Here is a 1,977-nt window from a genome sequence, read left to right on the forward strand (position 1 = left end):
TTCTGAAAAGAGAAGCCGATTTTCATCCGCAAATCCCGCAGTTCCTTTTCATTGAGTTGAGATACCTCTCTGCCCAAAACAATGCATTTGCCCCGATCCTGATTGAGTAGTCCGGCTATGATCTTGATCAGTACAGACTTACCAGTTCCGGAGCGGCCGAGTACGACCACGTTTTCACCTTTTTCGACCTTCAAATCCACTCCGCGAAGCACATGCAGACTTCCGAAAGACTTGTGAAGACCTTCAATGTCGATAACCGGCGCTTCTGGCTGAGTTACTTCTTCCATTTTTATATCCTGAAATAATTAGATACCTGAACAATGATTACTTCCTCGATAAAAATGAGGAACATCGAAATTACCACAGCTGAGTTGGCTGCTTTTCCAACGCCTTCCGTTCCTTTACTCGCATTGTACCCCTGGTAACACCCTACAATCCCGATTGTAAAACCGTATGCAATTGCTTTGGCGAGTGAAGTAAAAATATCCAGAAAGGTGATCTGCTCGAATGCACTTTCGAAGAATGCAATAAAACTCGTTCCTTCATTAAGTGTTACATTCAGGAATGCGCCCAGCAAGCTTACAAGCGTACAGTAGAACATCAGAATGGGAATCGCAATGGTGGAAGCGAGCACCCTGGTTACCACAAGGAATTTGAATGGATTTACAGCCGACACTTCCATGGCGTCAATCTGCTCGGTTACGCGCATCGAACCCAGCTCGGCACCGATGCTGGACCCGATTTTACCGGCGCTGATCAATGCAGTTACGAGCGCCGCGAGCGCACGGACGATCGCAATAGCCACCAGCGAAGGCAGCCAGGATACCGCGCCAAACTCAGCCAGAGAAGGCCGCGACTGTTTCGTGAATACCATCCCGGTGATAAAGCCCGTCAAACCGATCAGCAGCAGCGACTTGTTTCCGATCGCATAACACTGTTTCACGATCTCCTGAAATTCCATTCTGCCTTTGAAGACTTCACGGAAAAACCTGATAAAGAATACGTAGCCATTATAAACTGCCAGGAAAGCGGAGTCTAATCCTTTTGTGTAAACGTGTTCCTTTTTCTTAGTGCTCATTCAATTTTTGGCAAAGTGACTTTTGTATTTCGTTGCTTTTGTTCAGATGCTCAATGGAATAGCTGATTTAGCTCCCGGCAGCGATCTTTCTTCAAACCACCTCATTCTGTATGCGTTCATAGCTGTTTTTCCAAGTTTGTCAAGCAGGCGATAATTGACGATCACACCTACTGCCGCGCCAATTCCCGGAATCAGCTGCGCCATTTTCGCGAGATCAATGTAGTCGCGGTATTCCTGCTGAAAGGTTTTCCAGTCGAACTGGTGGATATCGTCTGGTAAGTGCTGACTTTTCATTTGCCAATCCTGCATCTGGCTGAAAACGTGCTGTCTTTGTTTCTGGCTTGAAAAAGCAAGCTGGAAAATGTGCAGGATAAAAAGCCGCTCTTTATAATCATTCACCGGCCTGCCGTACAGCGCTGCGATCTCGAAAAGCAGTTTTAATTTGATCCCGATCAGAATGGGGAATTCGGCTAGTGCCAGCAGGAAGCCGCCTGCGCCGGTAATTCCACCTTCCGCAGCACTGGCTTTTTTATAGAATTCAATACGATTTTTTACCTCGGTTTCGATTTCTTCCAGGCTGTGTCTCTCCCGGGGAATGCCGGTTGTAAACGCTGCGCCGGTAAGTACCGCACGGATCATCTGTTTGATCGTTGCCGTAATCGCCTGATGCACCTTGTCGGGGATAATGTTATTGATTTTGTCCTGAACAGCCTTCGAAGTCCGATCTACAAAGTTCGGCCGCTTCTGCATTTTGTGCTGCCACTTCAACAGTTCAAGTCTGGTATTTTCCTCGTATGTGCTGAAATGCATATCAGTCAAAATCAAGATCGGGAAGGATAGAGTACGTACTAATCCGAATTTGATCTTGTTTAGCAAAAATCATTCCAAATTATCACTCT

Annotated in this window: 3 protein-coding genes; all 3 read right to left on the bottom strand. The window is 46.4% G+C overall.

Features of this window, described 5'->3' with window-relative positions; genetic code table 11:
- Positions 1-287 (bottom strand): ATP-binding cassette domain-containing protein (locus ACTIE6_RS23210; RefSeq protein WP_439558900.1); only part of this gene is annotated, 287 nt, incomplete at its 3' end.
- Positions 288-289: 2 nt separating this feature from the next.
- Complete coding sequence (locus tag ACTIE6_RS23215; protein ID WP_439558901.1) at positions 290-1,078, bottom strand: MlaE family ABC transporter permease; 789 nt, start codon at positions 1,076-1,078, stop codon at positions 290-292.
- Positions 1,079-1,120: 42 nt separating this feature from the next.
- Complete coding sequence (locus ACTIE6_RS23220; RefSeq protein ID WP_439558902.1) at positions 1,121-1,888, bottom strand: EcsC family protein; 768 nt, start codon at positions 1,886-1,888, stop codon at positions 1,121-1,123.
- Between the last annotated feature and the right edge of the window lie 89 nt (positions 1,889-1,977).

The sequence above is a fragment of the Dyadobacter sp. genome, assembly GCF_051859145.1.
In the GTDB taxonomy this organism is placed as follows: Bacteria; Bacteroidota; Bacteroidia; order Cytophagales; family Spirosomataceae; genus Dyadobacter.